The 23,715-nt window shown below is 40.4% G+C and carries 18 protein-coding genes; 10 read left to right on the top strand and 8 right to left on the bottom strand.

The window, feature by feature from the left end:
• Window positions 1–154 precede the first annotated feature (154 nt).
• A complete protein-coding gene (gene rsmF, locus I6F49_RS07695; protein ID WP_197179578.1) occupies window positions 155–1,606 on the bottom strand; it encodes a 16S rRNA (cytosine(1407)-C(5))-methyltransferase RsmF in 1,452 nt (483 codons plus the stop codon).
• 265 nt (window positions 1,607–1,871) lie between these two features.
• On the opposite strand from rsmF, the gene I6F49_RS07690 reads away from it, so the two are divergent.
• From I6F49_RS07690 to I6F49_RS07655, 8 genes are all read left to right on the top strand, one after another.
• Window positions 1,872–2,564 carry a GntR family transcriptional regulator gene (locus tag I6F49_RS07690; RefSeq protein ID WP_197179576.1) on the top strand — a complete coding sequence of 231 codons (693 nt, stop codon included), beginning with the start codon at window positions 1,872–1,874 and terminating at the stop codon, window positions 2,562–2,564.
• Between the two features lie 109 nt (window positions 2,565–2,673).
• Window positions 2,674–3,552 (top strand): methylisocitrate lyase, encoded by an 879-nt coding sequence (gene prpB / locus I6F49_RS07685; RefSeq protein WP_197179574.1) that lies wholly within the window; start codon window positions 2,674–2,676, stop codon window positions 3,550–3,552.
• A 48-nt stretch (window positions 3,553–3,600) separates the two neighbouring features.
• Complete coding sequence (gene prpC, locus I6F49_RS07680; RefSeq protein WP_197179572.1) at window positions 3,601–4,728, top strand: bifunctional 2-methylcitrate synthase/citrate synthase; 1,128 nt, start codon at window positions 3,601–3,603, stop codon at window positions 4,726–4,728.
• A 159-nt stretch (window positions 4,729–4,887) separates the two neighbouring features.
• Window positions 4,888–7,497, top strand: coding sequence for a Fe/S-dependent 2-methylisocitrate dehydratase AcnD (gene acnD / locus I6F49_RS07675; protein WP_197179570.1), 2,610 nt, complete (start codon window positions 4,888–4,890; stop codon window positions 7,495–7,497).
• Between the two features lie 11 nt (window positions 7,498–7,508).
• Complete coding sequence (gene prpF / locus I6F49_RS07670; protein WP_197179568.1) at window positions 7,509–8,675, top strand: 2-methylaconitate cis-trans isomerase PrpF; 1,167 nt, start codon at window positions 7,509–7,511, stop codon at window positions 8,673–8,675.
• A 482-nt stretch (window positions 8,676–9,157) separates the two neighbouring features.
• Window positions 9,158–12,190: a hypothetical protein gene (locus I6F49_RS07665; protein ID WP_197179566.1), complete on the top strand. Its 3,033-nt coding sequence runs from the start codon at window positions 9,158–9,160 to the stop codon at window positions 12,188–12,190.
• Window positions 12,191–12,252: 62 nt separating this feature from the next.
• Window positions 12,253–13,344, top strand: coding sequence for a hypothetical protein (locus I6F49_RS07660; protein ID WP_197179564.1), 1,092 nt, complete (start codon window positions 12,253–12,255; stop codon window positions 13,342–13,344).
• Window positions 13,345–13,353: 9 nt separating this feature from the next.
• Entirely contained in the window at window positions 13,354–15,234 is a 1,881-nt protein-coding gene (locus I6F49_RS07655; RefSeq protein ID WP_197179562.1) for a hypothetical protein, read from the top strand.
• 78 nt (window positions 15,235–15,312) lie between these two features.
• On the opposite strand, the gene I6F49_RS07650 is transcribed toward I6F49_RS07655, so the two are convergent.
• Together I6F49_RS07650 and I6F49_RS07645 are read right to left on the bottom strand one after the other, a co-directional pair.
• Window positions 15,313–15,954 carry a CPBP family intramembrane glutamic endopeptidase gene (locus I6F49_RS07650; protein WP_197179560.1) on the bottom strand — a complete coding sequence of 214 codons (642 nt, stop codon included), beginning with the start codon at window positions 15,952–15,954 and terminating at the stop codon, window positions 15,313–15,315.
• Window positions 15,955–16,043: 89 nt separating this feature from the next.
• A complete protein-coding gene (locus tag I6F49_RS07645; protein WP_197179558.1) occupies window positions 16,044–16,619 on the bottom strand; it encodes an inner membrane-spanning protein YciB in 576 nt (191 codons plus the stop codon).
• A gap of 191 nt (window positions 16,620–16,810) precedes the next feature.
• Here I6F49_RS07645 and I6F49_RS07640 point away from each other — a divergent pair, with 191 nt between their 5' ends.
• Window positions 16,811–17,080 carry an HU family DNA-binding protein gene (locus I6F49_RS07640; RefSeq protein ID WP_077538106.1) on the top strand — a complete coding sequence of 90 codons (270 nt, stop codon included), beginning with the start codon at window positions 16,811–16,813 and terminating at the stop codon, window positions 17,078–17,080.
• 926 nt (window positions 17,081–18,006) lie between these two features.
• Complete coding sequence (locus I6F49_RS07635) at window positions 18,007–18,585, top strand: type 1 glutamine amidotransferase domain-containing protein (protein WP_197179556.1); 579 nt, start codon at window positions 18,007–18,009, stop codon at window positions 18,583–18,585.
• 110 nt (window positions 18,586–18,695) lie between these two features.
• On the opposite strand, the gene trpA is transcribed toward I6F49_RS07635, so the two are convergent.
• From trpA to I6F49_RS07610, 5 genes are read right to left on the bottom strand one after another with little or no spacing between them, the layout of a single operon-like run.
• Entirely contained in the window at window positions 18,696–19,517 is an 822-nt protein-coding gene (gene trpA / locus I6F49_RS07630; RefSeq protein WP_121954218.1) for a tryptophan synthase subunit alpha, read from the bottom strand.
• Entirely contained in the window at window positions 19,514–20,698 is a 1,185-nt protein-coding gene (gene trpB, locus I6F49_RS07625) for a tryptophan synthase subunit beta (protein WP_010554212.1), read from the bottom strand. The genes trpA and trpB overlap by 4 nt, the downstream gene beginning before the upstream one ends.
• Before the next feature lie 7 nt (window positions 20,699–20,705).
• Window positions 20,706–22,070 carry a bifunctional indole-3-glycerol-phosphate synthase TrpC/phosphoribosylanthranilate isomerase TrpF gene (trpCF, locus tag I6F49_RS07620; RefSeq protein ID WP_197179555.1) on the bottom strand — a complete coding sequence of 455 codons (1,365 nt, stop codon included), beginning with the start codon at window positions 22,068–22,070 and terminating at the stop codon, window positions 20,706–20,708.
• Complete coding sequence (gene trpD, locus I6F49_RS07615; protein ID WP_166421535.1) at window positions 22,063–23,100, bottom strand: anthranilate phosphoribosyltransferase; 1,038 nt, start codon at window positions 23,098–23,100, stop codon at window positions 22,063–22,065. The genes trpCF and trpD overlap by 8 nt, the downstream gene beginning before the upstream one ends.
• 11 nt (window positions 23,101–23,111) lie before the next feature.
• Entirely contained in the window at window positions 23,112–23,714 is a 603-nt protein-coding gene (locus I6F49_RS07610; protein WP_166421536.1) for an aminodeoxychorismate/anthranilate synthase component II, read from the bottom strand.
• Between the last annotated feature and the right edge of the window lies 1 nt (window position 23,715).

Here is a 23,715-nt window from a genome sequence, read left to right as displayed (position 1 = left end):
CTAGCGTTAACTAAAAACTTTCTGGTTCATTAGGGAGAAGAAGAAAGTACTTAAAACTATAGTAAAGCAACTCAATAAAGCATAACTAATTTTGCCACTTAGTTACATTTGGCAATAAAGGATTAGATTAATTATGCATATTCTATACTTTAGTTTAGCTCCAGCTTATTAACTGCGTATTTTGTACTAGATCGCGAGGGAGTGAATTTTTAATCTTATTTTTTTGCCACTTCCCTAAGCCAATAGGGCATCCACACAATGTTAATACCACTTCACCTATTGTTTGGGTTACTTCACTTAAGCGTATATCTTTACCTTGAAAATAATCATTGGCTTGCTCGTTATTTAAAGCAAATACATTGGTTTTACACTCATTGCCAAACACGGTTGCAAACTCATGCGTTAGCCTTACGCCATTTTTATGGATGATGCCAATTTGAATACCTAAACGTGCGTACTTAATTTTATTTTGTACGGCTTCAAACCCCTCAGGAAATAACCACAGTTCTTTATCGCGCTGCATTAAACTGCCAGGTAAGGCCGTTAGGTCAAAGTGTTTTTTAAGCGATTGCATAAACGCAGCACTTTGCTTTTTATCAAACTCGTTAAACGGGAATGCACCTTTTTTTACTGTTTGATTTGGGTTATTGCAACTTGCGTGCTTTTTAAATTTAGCAATAAAAAAGCCTTCGCTGTCGAACGTTTGCGGCCATACATGTAAATAGCCTTCATCGGTAGTAGCCTTGCTTGCACCTTCAAATAAGTCGCTTAGGGATTGCGGTGCTATGTAGTCACCGAATTCACTGAGTAAATAATCGCATACTTGTTGGTTTTCGAGCGGAGTAAGTGTGCAGGTTGAATACACTAATGTGCCACCTGGCTTTAATGCGTAAAAAGCGCTTTTAATTAAGTCTTTTTGTACTTGAGCAATTTGTATGTTTGATTCTATTGACCAATTTTTTAGTGCGTCAGCGTCTTTACGTACAGTGCCTTCGCCAGAGCATGGCGCGTCTAGCAATATGCTATCAAAGCATTCAAACATATAGCTGCCAAATATAACGCCATCAAAATGCGAGAGCGCACAGTTACCAACACCCATGCGTTTTAATGTAGCGCTAAGTACCTTTAAACGAGATGACGATAGCTCGTTTGCAACAAGCACGCCTTGGTTATTCATAAGTGCTGCTAGCTGCGATGTTTTAGAACCTGGCGCTGATGCCATATCAAGTACATAATTGTTTTGAGGGTCTGCTAGTTCAATACTTTGCTTTAAGGCGATAGGCGGCAGCATTGAGCTTGCTTCTTGTACGTACATCGCACCGCTTAAATGTAAGTCGGTATTACCTAGGGCTAGATTTTGCTCTTCATCGCTTGGGCGTTCTAGCCAAAAGCCTTCACTGCACCATGGGATTGGGGTTAGTAACCAATTTTTTTCAGCTGCACGTTTTACAAATTCTTTAATGCTAATTTTTAATGTATTAACGCGGATAGATTTTCTGAGGGGCCTGCGACACGCATTTAAAAAGTCATCTAAGTTTAGATGCGCTGGTAAATAGGTTTTTACGTCGTCAATAAAGTGCTCAGGAATAAAAGTGTTGGCGTTCACGCGTTAGCTCATACTATAAAAAATAAAGCGCGATAATAGCATTTATATAAGGTGTTTTCAGTGCTAAAACCATATTAACTACTTTGAATTTATGTCGACACTTTACTGCGACAGCTTATTTTAAAACCAGTTATATACGACTTTAGATTAATAGTGTCGACAATTCGTGTGTTTTTTAGTCTTTTTATTGGGTTTTAGGGTTGACATGTTTTTTTAATAAGCACATAGTGACAACATGAATTGTCGACAATCTAAAAAATAACTTATGACACACACATTTTTAAACGAAGCGCCTATAACTACCGCATCAGATCAAGTATTTGTAGATATGCGCCGTGAGATTGTTGAAGGCAGTATAGTTCAAGGTAGTAAAATATCAGAGCCAGAACTTGCAAAACGTTATGGCGTAAGCCGTGCAACGCTTAGAGAAGCGTTAAATCGCTTAGAGAGTTGCTACCTTGTTGAGCGTAAAGCTAACGTAGGTTGCCGAGTAGTTGCCCTTACCGCGGATCGTTTGATTGAAGTTTATCAAGTTCGCAGCTCACTTGAAGGCTTGGCATGTAGGTTGGCTGCCGACAATATGGAACCCGAAGAAGTAAAAGGCTTAAAGCAATTACTTAATCAGCACCTACAAACACAGCGTGTTAAAGAGGGCGAGTCTTATTATCAAGAGGCTGGCGATTTAGATTTTCATTACCGTATTATTCAAGGCAGTAAAAACGCGCATTTAATTCATTTGTTGTGTAATGAGCTCTATCAACTAATACGCATGTACCGTGTGCAAATGGGTATGGTGGGGCCGCGTGTATCTAAAGCGTTTGATGAGCATTTAGCTATTATTAACGCGATAGAAAACCACGACGGCGAACTGGCCGAAATGCTAATGAAGCGCCATATCAGTGCATCGCAAGCAAATATTCAAACCAAATTCGACTTATTAGCTAAGCAAAAAGCATAAGCTGCTAAAAGCTAAAAGCTAAAAGTTAAGCAGAATAGTTAAACAGTCACAATTACAGATTAAATATAAGTTACTCCACGTAGCAACCGTTCAAAGTGAGGAGAAAGTAATGTCAGCAGGATTGAAATTTAAACAGGCTATTGCCAATAACCGCCCGTTACAAGTTGTAGGCACTATTAACGCATACACAGCGATGATGGCAGAAAAGATGGGCCACCAAGCTATTTATCTCTCAGGTGCCGGTGTTGCAAACGCCTCGTTTGGTATGCCTGACTTAGGTATGACAAGCCTTGATAACGTGCTTGAAGATATTCGTCGTATTACAGGTGCTAGCGACTTACCACTACTTGTTGATGCCGATACGGGTTGGGGCGGTGCGTTTAACATTGCACGCACAGTAAAAGAAATGACTAAAGCCGGTGCAGCGGGTTTTCATATAGAAGATCAAGTAGCGCAAAAGCGCTGTGGTCACCGTCCTAACAAAGAGATTGTAAGCCAAGGTGAAATGGTTGACCGTATTAAAGCAGCGGTTGATGCAAAAATCGATAGCGATTTTTATATTATGGCGCGTACCGATGCATTTCAAAAAGAAGGTTTAAATGCCGCTATTGACCGTGCAGCTGCCTGTGTTGAAGCCGGCGCTGACGCTATTTTTGCTGAAGCCGTACACGACCTTGCTGATTACCAAGCATTTGCAAAAGCGATTAATGTTCCAATTTTGGCAAACATTACTGAGTTTGGCCAAACACCCATTTACACTAAAGAGCAGTTAAGCGATGTAGGCGTTGAAATGGTGCTTTACCCACTTAGTGCATTTAGAGCCATGAACAAAGCAGCACTCAACGTGTATTCAGCAATTTTAAATGAAGGCTCGCAACAAAGCCAAATTGAAAATATGCAAACGCGTTCAGAGCTTTACGACTTTTTAGATTACCACACGTACGAGAACACACTCGACACACTTTTTTCATCAAAATCTGACAAATAATAATTATTAGAACAGATATCACACACAAATTTAAGATAGGAGAAAATCATGGTAGATAAAGCATTAGGTGGCGCGGGTTTACGCGGACAAGTGGCTGGTCAAACAGCATTGTGTACTGTAGGGCAAAGTGGTTCTGGTTTAACGTATTGTGGTTACGATATTAGTGAACTGGCCGAAAAAGCGCAGTTTGAAGAAGTCTCATTTTTACTTTCTCGTGGTGAGTTACCAACCACTAGCGAACTGGCAGAATATAAAGCAAAGCTAAAAAGCTTACGCGGCTTACCCGATGCACTTAAAACCGTGCTCGAAAATATCCCTAAAGACGCGCATCCAATGGATGTAATGCGCACGGGTTGCTCTATGTTGGGTAACCTTGAAACGGAGCTTGATTTTAGCCAAGCCAATGATGCAATTGATCGTATGGTTGCTGTATTCCCAAGTATTATTTGTTATTGGTATCGGTTTACGCACGATGGTGTACGCATTGAAACACAAACAGATGACGATTCTGTCGGTGCGCATTTTTTAACGCTGCTGCACGATAAAGCACCTAGCGAGTTGTTTGCACAAGTGATGAACGTATCACTAATTTTATACGCAGAGCACGAGTTTAATGCGTCTACCTTTACAGGCCGTGTGTGTGCGTCAACGCTCTCTGATATTCATTCTTGTGTAACAGGCGCGATTGGTACATTGCGTGGTCCACTTCATGGTGGTGCTAACGAAGCAGCTATGGATATGATTCAAGGTTTTTCAAGCGCAGAACATGCCGAGCAAGAAGTAATGGGTATGCTTGAACGTAAAGACAAAATTATGGGCTTTGGCCATGCGATTTATCGCGAATCGGACCCACGTAATGTAATTATTAAAAAGTGGTCTGAAAAGCTAGCTGATGAAGTAGGCGATACTGTGCTTTACCCTGTTTCTGTTCGTTGTGAAGAAATTATGTGGCGCGAGAAAAAACTGTTTTGTAATGCCGATTTTTTCCATGCGTCTGCTTATCACTTTATGGATATTCCGACAAAGTTATTTACGCCAATATTTGTAATGAGCCGTGTTACGGGCTGGACTGCGCATGTAAAAGAGCAACGTGCTAACAACCGTATTATTCGCCCAAGTGCCGATTACACAGGGCCTGATGCACGCAGTTACACACCAATCGAATCAAGAAGTTAATTATTTTTAACTAAGGTGAGCCAATGGCTCACCTTTTACGGCTTTAATGCTTTATATAATAAAAACAACTACAAACCTAAAGCCTTTCTTGAAAAATACCAATTGCACTCTCCATAAAAATTGGTACTACATCCGTCACCAAATTAGCGAACCCTTATTATGACCATAATTAATAATACCCAATACCGTAAAACTCTACCGGGCTCAAATGTCGACTACTACGATACACAAGAAGCCGTTGACGCAATCAAGCCAGGTGCATACGCCACGCTACCTTATTCATCACGTGTATTTGCCGAAAACCTAGTACGCCGATGCGATCCTGCCATGTTAACCGATGCACTTAATCAGCTAATTGAACGCAAGCAAGACTTGGATTTTCCGTGGTATCCGGCGCGTGTAGTGTGCCACGATATTTTAGGGCAAACAGCACTGGTTGATTTAGCAGGACTTCGTGATGCAATTGCAGCTAAAGGCGGCGATCCGGCAAAAGTGAATCCGGTAGTCCCTACGCAGTTAATAGTTGATCATTCGTTAGCGGTAGAGCATGCCGGTTTTGATCCTGATGCATTTGAAAAAAATCGCGCCATTGAAGACAGACGAAATGACGACCGTTTTCACTTTATAAATTGGACTAAAACTGCCTTTAAAAATATTGACGTGATCCCACCGGGTAACGGCATTATGCATCAAATTAATCTTGAAAAAATGTCGCCGGTTATTCAAAACCGAGATGGCATTGCATTCCCAGATACACTAGTAGGTACCGATAGCCACACACCACATGTTGATGCGCTGGGCGTTATTGCTGTGGGCGTAGGCGGGCTTGAAGCTGAAAGCGTAATGCTGGGCCGTGCTTCTTATATTCGCTTACCCGATATAGTTGGTGTTGAGCTAACAGGCAAACGCCAACCTGGTATTACCGCAACCGATATTGTGCTCGCTATTACAGAATTTTTACGCGAGCAACGTGTTGTATCTACTTATTTAGAGTTTTACGGTGAAGGTGCCGACGCGCTTACACTTGGTGACAGAGCAACCATTTCGAACATGACACCAGAATTTGGCGCAACTGCAGCTATGTTTTATATCGATGATAAAACAATAGATTACTTGCGTTTAACCGGTCGCGAAGAAGAGCAAATAGCCCTTGTAGAAAACTACGCTAAAACAGCAGGCCTTTGGAGCGATAGCTTAAAAACCGCAAAATATGAGCGTGTACTTAAGTTTGACTTATCAAGCGTAGGGCGCAATATTGCAGGTCCATCTAATCCGCACCGCCGTGTATCAACCAGCGATTTAGCTAAAGAAGGTATTTCGGGCATTGTTGAAAATGAAGAAGGCTTAATGCCAGACGGCGCGTGTATTATTGCGGCTATTACTAGCTGTACTAATACGAGCAATCCACGCAATGTAATTGCTGCAGCTCTCCTTGCCCGTAACGCAAATGCCAAGGGTTTAATGCGCAAACCTTGGGTTAAAACCTCATTAGCACCGGGCTCAAAAGCGGTGCAATCATACCTTGAAGATGCAAACCTACTAACAGAGCTTGAGCAACTTGGCTTTGGGATTGTTGGTTTTGCGTGTACTACCTGTAATGGTATGAGCGGGGCGCTTGACCCTGTTATTCAAAAAGAAGTCATCGATCGCGATTTATACACTACAGCCGTGCTTTCGGGCAATCGTAACTTTGATGGGCGTATTCATCCTTATGCTAAGCAAGCATTTTTAGCATCACCTCCTTTAGTAGTTGCTTACGCCATTGCAGGTACTATTCGCTTTGATATTGAAAAAGGAATACTAGGGCAAGATCAACAAGGCAACGATATTACGCTTAAAGATTTATGGCCATCTGACGAAGAGATTGATGCGGTTATTAAGCAAAGCGTTAAGCCAGAGCAGTTTAGAAAAGTGTACGAGCCGATGTTTAATTTAACCGTAGATTACGGTGAAGATAACGACCCACTTTACAACTGGCGCCCAGAAAGTACGTATATTCGTCGCCCTCCTTATTGGGAAGGTGCACTTGCGGGTGAGCGCACAATGACCGGTATGCGTGCGCTTGCAGTACTTGGCGACAACATTACAACCGATCACCTATCTCCTTCGAACGCGATTATGGCAAGCAGTGCCGCTGGCGAATACCTAACTAAAATGAACGTACCAGAGGAAGATTACAATTCGTATGCAACGCACCGAGGCGATCATTTAACAGCGCAGCGCGCAACTTTTGCAAACCCAAAACTACTAAACGAAATGGTACTGGACGAAAACGGCGAGGTTAAGCAAGGTTCATACGCACGCTTAGAGCCACAAGGTACTAATACTCGTATGTGGGAAGCAATTGAGGCCTACATGGAGCGTAAACAACCACTTATTATTGTAGCAGGTGCCGATTACGGCCAAGGTTCGTCGCGCGATTGGGCTGCAAAAGGCGTAAGGCTTGCAGGCGTTGAAGTAATAGCAGCTGAGGGCTTTGAGCGTATTCACCGTACTAACTTAATTGGTATGGGTGTTTTACCACTTGAATTTAAAGCAGGCACAACCCGTAAAACGCTAAAGCTTGATGGCAGCGAAACGTACGATGTAGCGGGCGATTTAAAACCAGGTGCTACCGTTAATTTAAGTATTACGCGTAAAAACGGTGAAGTACTTACTGTGCCTATGAAGTGCCGTATCGATACCCAAGAAGAACTTTCTATTTACGCGGCTGGTGGTGTGTTACAGCGCTTTGCTCAAGACTTTTTAGAAGCAACGCAATCTGCATAAGGGCAAACACTATGTTTAAACCGCAAATTAAAGTGCCTGCAACCTATATGCGTGGCGGCACCAGTAAAGGTGTGTTTTTTAATTTAACTGATTTGCCAAAGCCTGCTCAAGTAGCAGGTGAGGCGCGCGATAATTTATTACTGCGCGTTATAGGTAGCCCCGATCCGTATGCTAAGCAAACGGATGGCATGGGCGGCGCTACATCAAGTACCAGTAAAACTGTGATTTTAAGTAAAAGTGAGCAAGCCGATCACGATGTTGACTACTTATTTGGTCAAGTGGCGATAGATAAACCTTTTGTAGATTGGAGCGGTAACTGCGGCAACTTAACGTCAGCAGTCGGTGCCTTTGCTATTAGTAATGGTTTGGTTGATAAAAATCGAGTACCCGATAACGGTGTTGCTATTGTGCGCGTGTGGCAGGCTAATATTAAAAAAAGCATATTAGTGCATGTCCCTATGACCAATGGCGAAGTGCAAGAAACCGGTGACTTTGAGCTCGATGGCGTTACCTTTCCAGCAGCCGAGGTAAAACTTGAGTTTATAGATCCCGCTGATGGCGATGGCGCGTTATTTCCAACAGGTAATGTAGTTGATGACTTAGAGGTGCCAGGTGTTGGTACTTTAAAAGCAACAATGATAAACGCAGGTATTCCTACTGTATTTATTAACGCAGCTGATATTGGCTATACCGGCACAGAGCTGCAAGACGATATAAATAATGATGTTGCCGCGCTTGAAAAGCTCGAAATCATTCGCGCTTATGGCGCCGTTAAAATGGGCTTAATCACTAACATTAATGAAGCGCAAGCTCGCCAACATACGCCAAAAGTTGCGTTTGTTGCAGCGCCTTTAGATTATACAGCGTCTAGCGGTAAGCTTATTGAGGCTGCAAACATTAACTTACTCGTGCGCGCTATGTCGATGGGTAAGCTGCATCATGCCATGATGGGCACAGCCGCTGTAGCTATTGGCACAGCGGCGGCTATTGAAGGCACACTTGTAAATATAGCCGCTGGTGGCGGCGCATTAAGAGAAGTTAACTTTGGTCATCCGTCGGGCACGCTAAAAGTAGGTGCTGAAGCTAAAAATAATGCAGGTAATTGGCAAGTTACTAAAGCAAGTATGAGCCGAAGTGCACGCGTATTAATGGAAGGGGTTGTAAGAGTCCCTCAGTAATTACTAAACATTTACTTTAGGTAAGTAAACAAGTTTTATAAACGTTTGCTTAGCTAAAGTAAAACCTACTAACATTCATTATAAACAATCCTTTTTCATTAATTTTTCTAATTTTCCTCTTTTTTAGCTCTCATCCATCGCATTTACTTGAAGAATATAATTAACAAACTAGATTGTATGTAATATTCATTTAATAAAGTGAATATATTGTATCAATATGTGCTGGTTCTTTATGAGTGTCTATAGGTTATTGAATAATAGAGATGCTGATAAAGAAGTAGCTCATAGAATAAAGATAAATACTTCTATAAAACGTATAAATATGTAGCATAACTATATAGCTTAATGGTATTTTTAATGTTCTGGTAACAAAGGTTATGATTGTGTACTTTTTTAATGATTTTTAAACATAAAAGCTTACACAAGCCACTATCAACTAAACTAATTTCTGATACTCATTCCAGGCTATCAAGGAGAAATAAATGGTAAAGCGTACGATCAAATTTACACCTATTGCAGCTTCAGTTGCACTTACATTAGGCTTAACAGCATGTGGTTCGGACAATGACAGAAACATTCCTGTTACACCGGTAGAATCTTTTACTGCAGCAGGTGATGCACAGTTCAACATTGAAGTAACTGGTAAAGCAGTTAAAGGTTCAATGAAAAATGCAGTAGTAACTGTAATGACTTTAGATGCATCTGGTCAAAGCGTTCCTGTTGCGTTTCGCTCAGCTGCTTCAGCAGAAGCAGAGTCTTTTTCTGAAGAAGCACTATCACAAAGTGCCGCTGATGCAGCAGTAGAAGCAAGTAAAATTGCTGCTAACCCTGAAGTATTAACTGATGAAAGCGGCCGTTACAGCATCTACCTAGACGATGATTTTACTGGACCAGTTTACATTACTGTTAAAACGTCTGCCGAAGGCGATGATAGCTTTTTACGCTGTGATGCTTACGTAGGTTGTGGCGATTACGATACAGCGCCAGAGTCTGATGACGTAAATGATGGCGATACTGCAATTGAATTTGGTGAATGGTACAAAACTGACCTAGAGCTTTCAGTTGTTAAATTTATTCCAGCTGTTGAAGGCGATACATCTGGAGCAAGCGGTTCTGCAGGCGATGCTAATGTAGAAGCTTCTTATAACGCTAATGTTACTTTCTTAACATCGTTAGTGGCGGCTCTTCTTCTTGACTCAGGTTCAAGTGTAGATGAAGACGCTATTGCTGCAGCAAGCTTGAATACTGTTGTACAACTAATGGGTCAAGATACAGCAATTTTACTTTCAGCTATTATCGGTGACTTATCTAATGGCGGCGCTGTAGATTTAAGTGATGTTGATGGCGAAGAAGAACTTACTGACGGTATTTTAGCAATTGCACAATTCTCGTCTTCAATTCAAGGCCTGCCTTCTATTGTTGATGTAATTAACAGCATTAAAGCGGGTATTAAATCAGGCCAGTTTAAAGGCAATACTGATGCTGGCATTGCTGCAATAGCTACAATGTTACAAAAAGCTGTAGCAAGTACTTCAAATGTTTTTGTTGCTATTGCTACTGGCACTGAAGATGATATTAAAACTGCGTTAGAAGCCGCTTTCGCAGCAAAAACCCCAACTCCTACTGCAGGTCAGATCGCTGCGTTTGCTGCTAACTCAGCTGGTATTGCCAAAAAAGCAAAAGAAGCTAAAGATAAAGCGATTAAAAATGGTGCGGCAACTGATGCGAGCCTTGCTGCTGCTGCAGTTAAAATTAAAAAAGCATTAGAAGTAATTGGTTGTACTGGCGCAGAATGTACAGTTGGGGATGATTTTTATACAGCTCTAGCAGCTGCTTTAACAGTAGAAATTACTGCTTCTCAAACTGCACTTACTGCATTAGAAATGAGCATTGAAACAGCTCAAAGTTCACTTGCAGATGTTCAAGCAATGGGCGGCGACGCTCTTACAGCTGATAACGCAGCTGCATTTGTAAGCGCTGTTACATTACTGAAAAATGAAGCTACTACGGCTGATTTAACAGCTAAAGCAGACTCTATTTTTGTTAAATCACAAGGTTATGTAACTGCTGCAAATGCCTTAGTTACTCAAAGTTCTGATTATCAGCAAGTTCTTGATTCTGCATCGTTGTTACAAACTGATGCACTTGATGCTGTAAATGACACCGCTGCATACGACGCGGCACTAGCTGCACTAGTAGCTGAAGCCGAAGCAGCGATTACAACGTTTGATGTGACTCTTGCTGCTGCAAAACTAGTTGCTGAAGACACTGCAGACGTTGCCGATGAGAAAAAATCACTAGCAGACACAGCTGAAGCGGCTTCTACTAGCGCACTTGCTAACGCAGAAAATGCAATGGTAGATACTGTTGCAAACGCTGCTGAAGCAAAAGAGCTTGCGATGACTGCAGTTACTGCTGCGTCTGATTTTGCTGCTGCTGTTGATGCACTTGAAATTGCTATTGAGCAAGCACTTGTTGCTGCTAATGCTTACCTAGAACTTGAAGGCGAAGGCGCACAAGCAATGATTGATGCGCTTACAGCTATGCAAACAGCTGCTGTAGCTCAAGGTGTACTAGCTAGCGAGCAATTTGTAACAGCTTATAATCTACAACTTGCTGCTGAAACTGCAGTTGCAAAACTTGAAGTACTAACTTCTGTTAAAGCTACATCAGAGTCATTATCGACTATGACTGTGCTTACTAACACTGGCGGCCAAGCCGTTGCTGATGCAGCAGACGTTCTTGCTGACGTAATTGATGAATTAGCTGAAATGGGTAATAACTCAGGTACAGGTACTTCAACTCGTAATGCTGATTGGGATTATGCTTATAATTTAGATGATCTTACTCTAATGCTTAGCAATGCGACTACAGGTGAAATGATCAGCGCAGCTGCATCTTATCAAGACAATCAGCTTGTTGTTGCTTGGGGTGCTACGCTAGTAGGTGAAAATGACGTTTCAGTTAAGCTTGTAACGGCTGATACACAAACAGCAGCATTGACAGATTGTGTTGATTTTGCCGCTGGTACAATTGATTCAACTCAAATCGATTCATGTTTAGTATTTACTTTTGATGGCGCAGTGACGGCTGAAAATGTAGATGACGCTGAAATTGTAATGACTGAGATGTCGAACCATGTTGAAATTGTTGATGGCGATTCAGGCTTTGATGGCGTGTTAAGCATTACAGCCGACGATGCAACAGATTCAGGTTCTATTTCATTAGAAGGTGTTTCTGGTGATGTAGACTTTAAAGTAATGGCTACATTTATTGATAGTGATATGGAAGAGACAAGTGCTTTAAATATTACAGTAAATAATGCAATGGGTTATACATTGTCTATTACTGATAATGAAAGTACAGGTTACACTGGTGACGTTATGGCTATGTACAATGAGATGATGATGTCTTTTGGTACTGCAACTAAAACAACAAACGGTCTTTCAATTACTTACATTGATGGTGACGTGGTTGATTACACTGATGTTGATTTAATTGATTCATCTAAGTAATATTTAAACTATAAAAGGGGAAAGCAGTGCTTTTCCCTTTTTTTATAGAAAGCGATTAAATTATGAAAAAAAAAATTCTCTTGTTAGGATTTTCATCAGCTCTTATTTCTCCACTTGCTTCCGCAGATAACCAATTTCAAATATTTACTCATTTTGACGCAGAAATTTATACTGAAGCACAACCAGTACAAGCGTTTGTAGATGATTTTGATGCACCATTAAAATCGGGTGACAGTGCATTTACCTACAATATATTTGAAGTAGGTGTTGGCTACGGTAATTTTAAGGTAGGTTTACAAAGTCGTTACGATTATGTTCTTAACTTTGATCCTGATACAGCCAAATATACTCATACCGAAAAAAATGATCTAGAGTTTGAAGATAGATTTTATACATATTACCTTGATGCTAAACAAGCAACGTCTAACGGTGTATTTGTATCTTATGATTTTAAATTTTTAGACAAAAATGCATTAACAATAACACCTAAACTTTCTGTTTTTGCCAGCTCGCACTATCAAGACGCGACTGTAAATGGTGAAATTTATAGTGATGAAGTTGAAGGCGCTGTAACTGTTGATTACAATTTTTCAAAAGACATATTATTTAAAAAGTTTTCACCTTCACAAAAACCTGAAGGGCTTGGCTATAGCCTAGATATTTTTGCTGATTGGCAAGTAAATGATGAGCTTCAAGTTGGTTTTAGCGTAAAAGATTTACTCTATAAAACAGAGTACGAAGACAGCGGCTCTGTAAAAGGTCAAACTACTGAAATTCCATTTAGCGAAGATGACAACGGCGATATTATTACTCAGCCAACAGTTTCATTAAAAACATCTGCATTTGGAAATACGGTATCTCATGATTTAGAAATGGAAATGCGACTACAAGCATTTGCCGATTACAGAATAAACGACCGATTTTCGACTCAGTTAACTTTAAAACGTTACGACAAAGACACGTTCAGCCAATTAAAAGGCCGTATACACTTTTGGGATCATTGGAAAGTACAGGCAGGCTATGAGACAAAAAGTGAAGCATTTTTAGTTGGTATAGAAAACGAGTATTTTGGTCTTAATTTACAAACTGATAGCCTAGATTTAGATAAAGCCTATTATGCTAATGTGAATTGGTACGTGAACATTAAGTTTTAAGGAATGAAGATGTTAAAACAAATTATACCCTTAGGGGTAGCTATTGCATTGGTAGGTTGTGGTTCTTCATCAGACAGTGACAGTTCAGAATCTGTTGCAGTGAGTGAGATTGCTACATCTTCTTCTGTGAGTTTTTATGTATCTAATTGGCAATCACCACAGGGCACGCTTAATGTTTTAGATAGCGACGGGGTGGTGCAAGAATCAATTGAAGTCGAAAACATCAATACTGCGAGTGTAAGTGTAACTCCACTTACTTTTAATAGTTTTGAGTTTATACCGAGTGATACTGCTCTACCTTGTCCTCGCTTTACAGGTTGTGGCAGAACAGTTCGTGGTGATGTAAATGACTTAAACGCAAACCGTTTAATAGACTACCAAGAATTGACAGCCGTTACTCTTAATTACAAAGCAGATGCATTTAGTGCACCAGGTGTAAATACGGTTTATTTATCGCCATTGAGTAAAGCAATTACAGATGAAGGCTTTAGTGCTACGCAAGCTAGTTTATCAGCCACGCCTTTTTATCATTTAACGCACAGCAATTTAAATGCAAGTGTTGAAGCAGAAATGGTTACTAATGCATTTACTTACGCGGCAATTTTAGCTGGTGTTGCTGATAGTTCGTTTAGTGTTGAAAGTGCTTTTAATGCATTTACTAACTTAGAGACTGACCAGCAAGCATGGCAAGATTATAGCGATTTAGCAGCGCAGTATGTTACAGATAACTTATTTAGCGACCAAGGTAATGCTTTACTGCAAAATGTAGCTGGTCAAGTTAAGCAAACGATTGCAAGTGTAACTACATTTACAAATTGGCAGGCTCGCTCAACAGAAGTTCAAAGCTTAGATTCAAGAGAGTTACTTGTTGATACACGAAATATTATAGGTGCAGCAAGACTTCAAGAAAAAAGCTATTCAGATGAATTAGACGCAAAATTCGCTGAGCTTGAAAGTGCGTTTGATGAAGACACACAAAGAACACTTGATGCACTTACTAATGCTTTAAACGAAGTTATTACAAATTATTCACCACTAGCTGATGGCTCTACACCATCAGGACAATATAAACTTCGTGACTTAGATATTGATTACAGCCAATCACCTTATACTTGGGCTATAACTGGCACATATGATGATTTACCTATAACAATTGATTTATCAATTCCAACATTTAGAGTAAGTGGTGTATTAGGTAATAAAATTGAAGGTGTAATGAGCGCAACAGTCACAAATGGTGCTACGGTTTTAAGTGTAGATGTAAGTGAACTACTGATTCAATTTGACGGCATAGATGCACAAAGTGAATTAAACCCAGAAGCCGATACAGGTATTACACAGGTAACGACCAATGTAATTATCAATAAAGCAGCGGGTAAACTTGAAGGTGACTTGTCACTAAACTTAAATCGTTTTGTTAATTCATTAGGTGAAGAGTCTACGACGTTATCTACTTTTGATTTTAATGGCGATTACGTAAGTGACATTCAGAGCACTGCATTTCATATTACAGCAGTAGAGGCTTCGCCTTTTATTGGTGAAGATAATGACGATTTAGCATTTACTTTTGAATTAGATTTTCCGTTGAGTGGTGCAAGCGATTTTAAGTTTGCTTACGTGGGCGATGTTGAAAACTTATCAGAACTTACCTCTACAGATATATTTGTTAGTATAAAAAACCGTGCGCTAGATTTACGTATTCGTGATGTTAGTGGCAACATTAATCTAATAGCGAAAGGCGAAAATGGACGTTGGTTAGATGTAAAACAAAAGGGCCGTAATTACAGTGGCGGTTTATATTTTGGTGATACTAAACTAGCTGATGTTACTGCAGTACGTGGTATTCCTGGTGTTTTATTTCCAAATGGTGAGTTTGAATCGTTATTTTAACCATTAGTTAAGTGGTTTTAGAAATATTCAAAATCCGATATTAGTTTTCTAGTATCGGATTTTTTAATGCTTGTTATATTAGTTAAATGCGCCTGAATCAAGGTAGCTGCCGATCCCGAGTGTAAACATCCATATCCCCCATAAACTATGCTCAATAACACACACGACGGTTGAGCGGCTTTGCGCATAGGTATAGGCAAACAGTAAGCCACCTAAAAATGCTAAGGCTACTGCAATCCAATTTGCATACACAATATGCGCCAACGCAAATACACTCGCACTAACTACAATACGCACTGCTTTTTTGGGCATGATGCGTTTATAACGATGAAAAAAATACGTTCTGAATATTAACTCTTGAGGAATAACCGACAGTATTGGGTAGAGTAGCAACAGTAAAAGCCAATCATTAAACGAGTTGCGGGGAAGGGTAAACCAGTTTCCCTGATAAATAATCCCGTAAAACATACCTGAGAACAGTGCACCTAAAAAAAAGAAGCTAAACACACGTTTTTTAACAGCAGAAAATTGCCCAAGGCTTGTAAGCCTAAAATGCTTAAAATGAGGATCGCCCAGTAGCAACATACAACACACGCTCATTAAAATAATAAGCGCAGGAATAAGCCAGTTAGCTAAATACTCGCGTAATACAAAACCCAACAAGGGCAGCAATACAAAAATGAGGGTAAATTCAAACCAGCGATATTGATTGGCGTTCAAGGTCGTCTCAACTTGTTTTTTTAATAAGCTATCAAGCTAAGACGACATTTTTATGACGAGATTAGTAATCTACAAAGTGATCTATAAAATTATTTTGCAGGTTCTTCTTCACTAGGGAGGTATTTGTACAAGGCAATAATAGTGGCAAAAATACTCACAAAGGTAATACCCATCAAGCCAAACACTTTAAAGTTAACCCAAAAGTCGAGCGAAAAATTATACGCAATGTATATATTTAGTGCTGCAATACCCGCTGTAATTGCTACCCACATAAGGTTGAGCTTATTCCATAAAGGTTCAGGTACAACAATGGCTTGTTTTGTATCATTAGCATTTTCGAGTATTGAGCTAAGTGCCTTCTTAACTAAATTTTTATTAAGCGCATAACGGCTAATAAGTAACGTTAAGCTTAAACCAGCGTATATCAGTGTTGCTTTCCATTTAATGTATTGCTCATCGTGAAGTACTAGCGTTAGCGTACCAAACACGGCTGCAATACCAAAAAAGATCCACTGACGAGTAGGCACAGAGCCATGTTTAAAGTAGCTATAAGCAACTTGAATGAGCGTAGTGGCCATTAATAAACCGGTAGCCCAGTAAATATCGACAAGCTTAAAAACGGCAAAAAACAGTATGAGCGGAATGTATTCAATTAAAGCGTGCATAGTCTACCTAAATTATACAAAAAAGAATCAAAGGCTTTTTACCACATAAAGCTTAGCAACTACAAGGTTGACTTGTTGCTCTGTAACCCTTAGCCTGCGTGGCTTTATTACCAATTTGGTTTGGTATTTTTTATATCATCATATTCCCACGCTTAACCAACACTGATTTAGCGTGTATTTAGGAGCCTAAAATGAATAAAGCAGAACTCGTTGCTGCCATTGCACACAAAAGTGAATTAACAAAAAAAGATGCTCAAGCAGCGCTTTCCAGCTTGCAAAAAGTGATTACTAAATCGCTTTCTGAGGGCGATCAAGTTCAAATTAATGGCTTTGGTACGTTTGCACTAAGTTACTATCCAGCGCGTACCGGTCGTAATCCACAAACAGGGGCTGCAATTGAAATAGAAGGCGCAAATAAAGCGGTTTTTAAACCTGCTAAAGCGTTAAAAGATCTTCTTTAAATAGTATTACTTAGTTTGGTCGTTTGCAGAGCTTGATTGGAGTTATTAAATATATTATTCAACATACAAATTATGGGCTTTGTCCATCACGCCAACAAGTTGCGCGTCTACAAAAATAAACATAATGCCGAGCATTAGTTGTAGGCGTTGAGCTTGCTCACGCGAGAAGCTGAGCTTCTAATTACTTAACCACCGTTCATAGAAACTGCGTTTATAAACGTCAACAAGTTGTACGTCTACAAGGGTAAACATAATGCTGTGCTTGAGTTGTAGGCGTTGAGCTTGCTCACGCGAGAAGCGAAGCTTCTAATTACTTAATCACCGAACATAAAAACTGCGTTTTTAAACGCCAACAAGTTGTGCGTCTACAAATATAAACATAATGTAGAGCATGAGTTGTAGGCGTTTAGCTTGCTCACACGAGAAGCGCAGCTTCTGTATTTCTTAACCACCGATCATAAAAACTACGTTTTTAAACGCCAACAAGTTGTGCGTCTACAAATATAAACATAATGCCGAGCATGAGTTGTAGTCGCTGAACTTGCTCGCGCGAGAAGTGAAGCTTCAGTATTTAATCATCGAGTACCAAAACTGTGTTGTATCTGCTTTATGTAGATTATTCATATTGTCTAAATGATTTACATAGCCCTATAAACTTCAGTAAAATTAATTTCCTTATTTTCAATGGCTTGTTTTTGGCATGCATCGTGCTTTTTTAACTGTGTGTTTCGAATATATTTTTAATAATACCAATCTGCATATATATATGGGGTCTATTTAACGTTAAGAAAATCACGCTAGAATTAGGCAATAATTTTTGTATCTAGTTGTTCTAAATGAAAGATTTTTAACGACGTTATAGTGCGATTTAATTCGTTAAATTGCTCAAAGATTTATGCAGGTTGGTATCAAATAAGGAGATCTCAATGAGTACATTACAAACAAGCACACGTTTACAGGGCAAAAAAATTGCAATTTTAGCCACTGATGGATTTGAGCAAAGTGAGCTTTTATCTCCACGCAGCGCATTACTTGATGCTGGTGCAAACATCGAAATAGTATCAATTAAAGAAGGCCAAATTACTGGCTGGGATGAAGAAAAGTGGGGCGATAAAGTAACAGTCGATAAACTAGTTACAAACGCGAATCCTGCTGATTACGACGCGCTTATGCTTCCAGGTGGCTTATTTAACCCAGACAGCTTACGCCAAGATAAAGATGCTAAAGCCTTTATCGACGGCTTTTTTGGCGCAGAAAAAAACAAACCCGTTGCTGCTATTTGCCATGCGCCGTGGTTGTTAGCTGAAATTAATAAATTGCGCGATCGTACTATAACTTCTTTTCCTAGTATTAAAAGCGATTTAATTAATGCAGGTGCTAATTGGGTTGATCAAGAAGTATGTGTAGATAAAGGTTTAGTAACCAGCCGAAGTCCCGCTGATTTAGAGGCGTTTAATGCTAAATTTATTGAAGAGATTTTAGAGGGTAAACACCAAGCTCACTAATTTTCTTTTTTAAAACGTTTGGTTATTGATACAGCGTTTGATTCTAAAAAACAAAAAAGGGCATTTTAAATGCCCTTTTTTTAATGCGTATAAAACACGCCCTAGTTAGATTATAGCGATGTAGCTGCTTTCATATCGGCTACAAAAGCTTTTAGATGCGCGGTCATTACAGGTAAATCATTAAGGTTAGCTTCAATAATTTTAACCACGGCAGAACCTGAAATAGCACCGGCTGCTCCTGCATTAAGAGCCGCTTTTACATCATCTGGTGTTGAAATACCAAACCCTAAAAGAGCTGGGGCTGCATGGTATTCTTTTAATTTAGTAACAATATTACCAGCAGGCATTTGTGCTTTAGTATCGGTACCGGTAACACCTGCGCGCGATAGTAAATACGTATAACCACGACCGTAAGAGGCACACTGGCGAAGTGTGTCGTCATCTGCATTTGGTGTTGCAATAAAAATTGGGTCTACACCGTTATCCATTGCTGACTTTCTAAACATTTTAGATTCATGTAAAGGCACATCAGCCACTAAAATTGAGTCTACGCCTACTGCTTTTGCATCTTTATAAAATGCTTCAATACCACGTTTAAACACAAGGTTTGAATACAATAATAAGCCAATTGGAATGTCGGCGTTATACTCACGTATTTCTTTAATAATATCAAAGCAATCTTGTGTGTTAATGTGCACATCGAGGGCGCGAATATTAGCTTTTTGAATTACTGGACCATCTGCAATTGGGTCAGAAAACGGAATACCAAGCTCAAGCGCATCAGCGCCGCCGTCAATTAGACTTTTAATAATCGCAATACTTTGCTCTTTACCTGGGTCGCCAATCGTTACAAATGGTACAAACGCACCTTGTTTTTGCTCGTTAAGCGCTGCAAACATTTTGCCGTAACGATCCGTTTTTACTTGGCTCATAGCTGACCTCTTTCAGTTAGTACATTGTGAACGTGTGCTAAATCTTTATCGCCACGACCACTTAAATTAATCACTATAACACTTTCCTCGGTTAGCTCCTCTGCGTACTTAAGCGCATAAGCTAACGCATGGCTTGATTCAAGCGCCGGAATAATCCCTTCATTTTTAGCAAGCGACTGAAACGCATCAAGCGCTTCTGTATCGGTAATACCCACGTATTGAGCGCGACCAGTTTCGTGTAAAAATGCATGTTGAGGACCAACAGCTGGGTAATCAAGACCCGCTGATACAGAGTAAGACTCTTCAATTTGGCCATCATCATTTTGCATAATGTACGTATAAGTACCGTGCAATATGCCTTTTGTGCCTTTACAAATTGTTGCACCGTGCTCATTTGTATCAAGACCTTTACCAGCAGGCTCAACACCAATTAATTTAACGCCTGGCTCGTCAATAAAGTCGGTAAACATACCAATTGCGTTTGAACCACCACCAACACAGGCAATAACAGCGTCAGGTAAACGACCTTCTGCTTTAAGTACTTGTTGTTTAGCTTCTTCACCAATAATTTTTTGATACTCGCGTACAATTGTTGGGAATGGGTGAGGACCCGCAGCTGTACCTAGTAGGTAGTGCGCGTCTTGGTAATTTGCTGACCAGTCACGCAGCGCTTCATTTACTGCATCTTTTAATGTGCCAGAACCCGCTGTTACCGGAATAACTTCTGCGCCCATTAACTTCATTCTAAATACGTTAGGTTGCTGACGTTCAACGTCTTTTGCGCCCATATAAATACGACATTTTAAACCCAGTAAGGCACATGCAAGCGCTGTTGCAACACCGTGTTGACCGGCACCTGTTTCAGCAATAACTTGTTTTTTACCCATACGCTTAGTAAGTAACGCCTGACCAAGTACTTGGTTGGTTTTATGTGCGCCACCATGTAGTAAATCTTCACGCTTTAGGTACAGTTTTACTTTTGGGTTTTTAACTAAATTACGCGTTAAAGTAAGTGGGGTAGGACGACCCGCATACTCGTTTAATAATTTACTTAGCTCTGCCTGAAACTCAGGGTCTTTTTGTGCTTTGTTAAATTCGTTTTCTAACTGCTTAAGCGCAGGGACAAGTAACTCGGGTACAAACATACCGCCAAACTCGCCAAAATAAGCTGGATTTTGCATTTTAACCTCAATAATTTCTGATGCTTGTAAAAGCATTATGTAATTTGTTAGGGCACTTTTTACCCGCAGATTCTTCAACGCCTGAGTTTAAGTCAAGGCCTAAGGCACCTTGAAAAAGCGCATCTTTAATATTGTCTGGATTTAAGCCTCCAGCGAGCATAAACGGTGTAGTTGCGCCGCTAAGCACCGACCAATCAAATGCTTTACCTGTACCGCCAGCTTGCGTGTCGCTGTGCGTATCGTAAAGGTGTCGGTCAACGCCTTTTACAGGTGTTGGTAATGCATCTTTAATTGCTTGGGCTTTCCAAATTTCACAATTAGTTGGAAGTTGTGTACGCAGCGCAGCAATGTAATCGTCACTTTCTTGTCCATGTAATTGAACTGCCGCTAATTTTAACACACTTGCGTATTGAGCAACTTGCTCAATTGGGGCATCGACAAATACACCCACAAAATTAAGCGGAGCACTTTGGCTTAGCTCTCTTGCGCAATCTAAATCAACATAACGCGGCGATTTAGGGTGAAAAATTAAACCACCGTAAACAGCACCATTTTTATAAGCGGCTTGTGCATCTTGGCTACGTGTTAAACCACATACTTTATTGTCGCCTAAAATAACACGGCGACATGCTTGCTCTAAATCGCGCTCGCTCATAAGCGAGCTGCCAATTAGAAAGCCATCACATAATGGAGCTAAACGTTTTACGTCTTGATGGGTGTAAATACCCGATTCCGAAATAACCACTTTATCTGCTGGGATAAGTTTGCGTAGCTTTTCGGTAGTGGCTAAATCGGTGCTTAAATCGCGTAAATCGCGGTTATTAATACCAATAATTTGTGCATCAAGCGCAAGTGCGCGGTGTACTTCTTCTTCATTGCTTACTTCGGTTAATACCGACATATTCAGAGAATCGGCAACCGCATGCAGTGCCTTATAACTTTCGTCATCAAGTACCGAAAGCATCAGTAATATAGCATCGCCGCCATAAATTCGTGCCATGTACACTTGGTATTCGTCTATAAAAAAGTCTTTACAGATAAGCGGTTGTTCTACTTGGCTGCGTACAAATTCGAGGTAGTCAAAGCTGCCTTGAAAATATTTAGCATCAGTTAGTACGCTCATGCAGGTGGCGTATTTTTTATAAACCGAGGTGATTTCGGTTAAATCAAATGGCTCACGAATAAGCCCTTTTGATGGAGATGCTTTTTTACACTCTAAAATAAACTGTGTGCCAGGCGCTGCAAGCGCTTTATAAAAGCTACGGCTGGTAGGCACTGCAAGGTGCTTAAAGCTTTCAAGCGGGCGCGCGGCTTTACGCTCAATCAGTTCTAATTCTTTATCAGCAACAATTTTGTCTAATACGTTAGCCATGACTTACCTCAATAATTGCATTTAATGTGTTCATGGCCTTGCCTGAACTTAATAATGTGTTTACTTGCTGCGCACCTTCTTTTAAAGATTGTGCTTTACCTGTTAGGTATAACAATGCAGCTACGTTAACCACAATGGCGGCATTGTGAGCTTCAGTGCCTTTACCCTGTAAAATAGCGAGGCTTGCATTTGCGTTGTATTGTGGACCTTCACCAGCGAGCTGTTCAAGTGAATAGTTTGCAAGGTCAAAGTCGCTTGGGTTGAGTGTGTACTGTGTAATTTCACCATTGTTAAGCTCAACAACCGTTGTTGGGCCATGTAGGGCAATTTCGTCAGTTCCCGAGCCATGAACAATCATAGCGCGCTTTGTGCCCAATGTTTTAAGTGTTTGCGCCATTGGCATACATAACGCTTCGTTATATACACCAAGCAATTGCACGTCAGGTGCCGCCGGGTTAGCAAGCGGGCCTAAAATATTAAAAATAGTACGTGTTTTAAGCGCTGTACGTACGCCCATCGCATGGCGTACACCGCTGTGATAATGCGGTGCAAACAAAAAAGTAAAGTTAGTTTGCTCTAGGCACTTTGCTGCTTGCTCTGGGCTCATATCTATATTAATGCCCAGGGCTTTTAGTAAGTCGGCTGAGCCTGAATTACTCGATACACTGCGATTACCATGTTTTACCATGTTAATACCGGCAGCAGCGGCAACAATAGCGGCTGTTGTGCTTATATTAATGGTGTTTGAACCATCACCACCGGTGCCACAGCTATCGGCGAGTTGCGCGCTAGTTGTATTAAAGGCAACGGCGTTTTCACGCATAGAGGCCGCAGCGCCTGCAATTTCGTCGCTTACTTCGCCTTTAATTTTAAGGCTTATAAGTAGGGCAGTTAGCTCAATTTCACTCATATTACCTTGCATTATTTCATCAAACAGTGCTTTGGAGTCGGCGTAGCTTAATGATTGCCCAGTAATTAGTTGCTCAATAGCGTGTTGAACATTGATGGGCTTTTCTGGTTGTGTACTCATAATGTCCTCTTTTATTTAGCGCGTGTTAGGTAAGCGACGCTTTGCTGAAGTAGCATTGCGCCGTTTGGCGTTAGTATAGATTCTGGATGAAACTGGTAACCTAATGCATTGTCATCGTGATGATAAATAGCCATAGGTATATCTTCATATTGAGCAATTACCTCAATGTTGTCAGGCACTTTTGTTGCCATTAATGAATGATAACGTGCAACAGGCATTGTATCTCCCATACCATCAAATACAGGATGTTCGCCTAAATTAATAATTGAAGACTTACCATGTACGGTTTCACCGGCGTGACCGATTACTCCACCGTAGCTTTGTGTTAATGCTTGTTGGCCTAAACAAATGCCTAGCATTGGGAAGTGGCCTTTAGAGAGCTCAATAAGCTCCATTAAACAGCCTGCATCGCTTGGCGTGCCAGGACCTGGCGAAAGTACTAATAGTACTTGACCTTGTTCTTGGCGCATTTTGTTAAAAATAACCTCAGCGCTAATGTTGTTTCTGTAAACAACCAGTTCGCAGCCAAGCATCGTAAGCTCATCAACAAGGTTATATGTAAATGAGTCAAAGTTATCTAAAAAGTAGATTTTGATAGGATTAGCTTCACTCATT

Origin of the sequence: Pseudoalteromonas sp. SWN166 (genome assembly GCF_015864485.1) — a bacterium.
GTDB lineage: Bacteria > Pseudomonadota > Gammaproteobacteria > Enterobacterales > Alteromonadaceae > Pseudoalteromonas.
The sequence above is the reverse complement of the archived record's forward strand: the minus strand, read 5'-3'. Positions and strand labels throughout refer to the sequence as shown.

What these genes read in the sequence shown, in the direction of transcription:
- I6F49_RS07690 (WP_197179576.1), top strand. Translation starts at nt 1,872, where the DNA reads ATGACACACACATTTTTAAACGAAGCGCCTATAACTACCGCATCAGAT.
- I6F49_RS07665 (WP_197179566.1), top strand. Translation starts at nt 9,158, where the DNA reads ATGGTAAAGCGTACGATCAAATTTACACCTATTGCAGCTTCAGTTGCA.
- prpF (WP_197179568.1), top strand. Translation starts at nt 7,509, where the DNA reads ATGTTTAAACCGCAAATTAAAGTGCCTGCAACCTATATGCGTGGCGGC.
- I6F49_RS07640 (WP_077538106.1), top strand. Translation starts at nt 16,811, where the DNA reads ATGAATAAAGCAGAACTCGTTGCTGCCATTGCACACAAAAGTGAATTA.
- prpB (WP_197179574.1), top strand. Translation starts at nt 2,674, where the DNA reads ATGTCAGCAGGATTGAAATTTAAACAGGCTATTGCCAATAACCGCCCG.
- I6F49_RS07660 (WP_197179564.1), top strand. Translation starts at nt 12,253, where the DNA reads ATGAAAAAAAAAATTCTCTTGTTAGGATTTTCATCAGCTCTTATTTCT.
- I6F49_RS07655 (WP_197179562.1), top strand. Translation starts at nt 13,354, where the DNA reads ATGTTAAAACAAATTATACCCTTAGGGGTAGCTATTGCATTGGTAGGT.
- I6F49_RS07645 (WP_197179558.1), bottom strand. Translation starts at nt 16,619, where the DNA reads ATGCACGCTTTAATTGAATACATTCCGCTCATACTGTTTTTTGCCGTT.
- I6F49_RS07610 (WP_166421536.1), bottom strand. Translation starts at nt 23,714, where the DNA reads ATGAGTGAAGCTAATCCTATCAAAATCTACTTTTTAGATAACTTTGAC.
- trpCF (WP_197179555.1), bottom strand. Translation starts at nt 22,070, where the DNA reads ATGGCTAACGTATTAGACAAAATTGTTGCTGATAAAGAATTAGAACTG.
- trpD (WP_166421535.1), bottom strand. Translation starts at nt 23,100, where the DNA reads ATGAGTACACAACCAGAAAAGCCCATCAATGTTCAACACGCTATTGAG.
- acnD (WP_197179570.1), top strand. Translation starts at nt 4,888, where the DNA reads ATGACCATAATTAATAATACCCAATACCGTAAAACTCTACCGGGCTCA.
- trpA (WP_121954218.1), bottom strand. Translation starts at nt 19,517, where the DNA reads ATGAGCCAAGTAAAAACGGATCGTTACGGCAAAATGTTTGCAGCGCTT.
- prpC (WP_197179572.1), top strand. Translation starts at nt 3,601, where the DNA reads ATGGTAGATAAAGCATTAGGTGGCGCGGGTTTACGCGGACAAGTGGCT.
- trpB (WP_010554212.1), bottom strand. Translation starts at nt 20,698, where the DNA reads ATGCAAAATCCAGCTTATTTTGGCGAGTTTGGCGGTATGTTTGTACCC.
- I6F49_RS07635 (WP_197179556.1), top strand. Translation starts at nt 18,007, where the DNA reads ATGAGTACATTACAAACAAGCACACGTTTACAGGGCAAAAAAATTGCA.